Source organism: Neobacillus drentensis, assembly GCF_036966985.1.
Taxonomy (GTDB): Bacteria; Bacillota; Bacilli; order Bacillales; family Cytobacillaceae; genus Neobacillus; species Neobacillus drentensis_E.
In genome coordinates this window covers 1-2,199 of record NZ_JBALSN010000769.1, presented here as the reverse complement: position 1 = coordinate 2,199, position 2,199 = coordinate 1, and the positions used below count along the sequence as shown (strand labels likewise).

At 36.2% G+C, this 2,199-nt stretch carries 3 protein-coding genes; 1 reads left to right on the top strand and 2 read right to left on the bottom strand.

Going from position 1 to position 2,199, the window contains the following annotated elements; translation table 11 throughout:
• A partial coding sequence (locus V7659_RS31550) for an MFS transporter (RefSeq protein ID WP_335543917.1) occupies positions 1 to 563 on the top strand: 563 nt, incomplete at its 5' end.
• 54 nt (positions 564 to 617) lie between these two features.
• Here the strand turns inward: V7659_RS31550 and trhA are convergent.
• The gene (gene trhA / locus V7659_RS31545) at positions 618 to 1,265 is read right to left on the bottom strand and encodes a PAQR family membrane homeostasis protein TrhA (protein WP_335543916.1); all 648 of its coding nucleotides are present in this window, start codon (positions 1,263 to 1,265) and stop codon (positions 618 to 620) included.
• A 580-nt stretch (positions 1,266 to 1,845) separates the two neighbouring features.
• Positions 1,846 to 2,199, bottom strand: a 354-nt coding sequence (locus V7659_RS31540) for a LysE/ArgO family amino acid transporter (RefSeq protein ID WP_335543915.1), incomplete at its 5' end; no start/stop codon positions are given.

The window sequence follows — 2,199 nt, the reverse complement described above, 5'->3', positions numbered from 1 at the left end:
TTATTTTTTTAAATATCTTTTTCTATTGTTTATTTTTCGGATTGCCTAGTTATTTTCAAGAAGGAATGGGTTTAAGTGTTGAATTGAGCGGTATGTTAATGCTATTTATGTCAGGAGTTAGCATTATTATATCAACTGTCACTGGAAAATGGATTGATCGTACGGGTGTAAACCAGCCAATTATGGTTGGGGCATTCATATCAATTATTGGTGCGCTGACTTTTATGTTGTTTTTTGTTCAATCCTCCTATCTTGGTATCGGGATTATTTTATCAATCATGGGCTTAAGCTACGGAATTGGAAATGTTGTTCTCCAAGTGGCGATGGTGAAGGAAAGTCCAAAAGAGATTATTGGCACCACATCCGGCCTGTTTCAAACCTGCCGATATTTAGGCTCTATTCTAGCCTCGATCATTTTGGGATTAATTTTTGGAGAAAACATTACTGAGGAAAGCATGAAAATCATCGGAGCGGTATTACTGGTTACAGGAATCATAAGCTTTTTAATGAGCTTATGGTTTTCACGAGAGACATTGAAATTTAGAAAAATGCGGCATGTTTGATGTTAAACTATTATCGATATAAAAGAAACAGCCTCAAGGTGAGTGCTGTTTCTTTTATCCTATCGGCAATACATAAAGCAAGACACAAAAAAAGTGTACTGCACTGGCTGCCAATACAAATAGATGCCAAACCGCATGGTGATATTTAAACCCTCGCCACACATAGAATATGGCGCCTAGTGTATAAAGAGCACCGCCAATAATTAAATAGGTCATACCCTGTGGCGAGAGATTATTAACTAAAGGTTTCCATGCAAAGACAATTAACCACCCCATGACAACATAAAGAGCTGTAGAGGTAAAAAGGTACTTTTTCACAAAGAAACATTTAAAAACTGTGCCAGCAATGGCCAATCCCCAAACAATTCCAAACAGTGACCAGCCCAGTGCTCCTTTAATTACAATTAGTAGAAACGGGGTATAGGTCCCGGCAATGAAAAAGTAAATAGAAGAATGGTCAAAAATTTCGAAAATGTCCTTTACCTTTCCTTCCGGGAAGCTATGGAGCAATGTTGAGGACATATAAAGAATCAGCATTGTTACACCAAAGATTGTAAAACTTACGATATGCCAGACGTTCCCGTAAAGGGAAGCATATGTTATCAATATAACTAAGGCAGCAATACTAAACATTACTCCTATTCCGTGTGTGATTGAATTCGCCAATTCTTCTTTCTTTGAAAAAACATGTGTTGCTGCCATTAGAATTCACTCCCTGCCAATCATCAAATCTTAAATGATATTGATGAAAATAACATGATAATGACAGGAGGACAATGTATATTTGTCATTAATCTTAGAAAAAAGTGTAACTCATCCTTGAGTATTAATACCCTTACTATTATTATCAATCATTTTCTTAATGTTTTCTTTCGGACTCCAGCAATTAAATTTGTAGGTCGTTTTTGTTTCAAAGCCTAAACGACTACAAAAATAGTGCATTCCCTCTGCTCTTTTCTCCGCTTTAAAATGCCTGCATGTCGCGCAACAATGAAAATCTCTCATTATAATCACCTTTTCTTATACTATTAATCTTTCGTTCATAATTTATTAATATTTATCCATTATCATATAAATAGGTTCACGGAAGAACCTTAAACCTCCGCCCCCTTAAAATATAGATTAGTTTTGCATACCCAGCCAATAGCTGGGTAATTTTTTTATCTCATGGGAAAAACACGCATTCTTACAAGATGCGTGCTTTTTTGTGGTTAAGTCAATTGTTATTGACGGAAGGAAGGGTTCTAATGGTTTTGAAACAATAATCAGAATAGGCCTTATTTTAGATAGAAATTATAAGATAAACAGCGGTTCCCCACATTATCAGAGCCGAAATTTTATTTAAGATAAGAATAAATCTTCCTGAAGAATCTACTTTGCCTACCAATCTCCCTACGATCGACAGACCAAAGAACCAAAGCCAGGAAACCAAAATACATACCACCATGAAGGTGATTTTGGCTGACCCCGAATAGGATAAGGAGCTAGTACCAATTACTCCAATGGTATCCATGATTGCATGAGGGTTTAATAAAGAGACTGAGGCAGCAAACATAATCTGTTTTTGGGGTGAAAATGTATCACCTGTTGTTTTCTCGTCTTTAGGTTTACTTTTCCACGTAGAATACCCCATGTA

What these genes read in the sequence shown, in the direction of transcription:
- trhA (WP_335543916.1), bottom strand. Translation starts at nt 1,265, where the DNA reads ATGGCAGCAACACATGTTTTTTCAAAGAAAGAAGAATTGGCGAATTCA.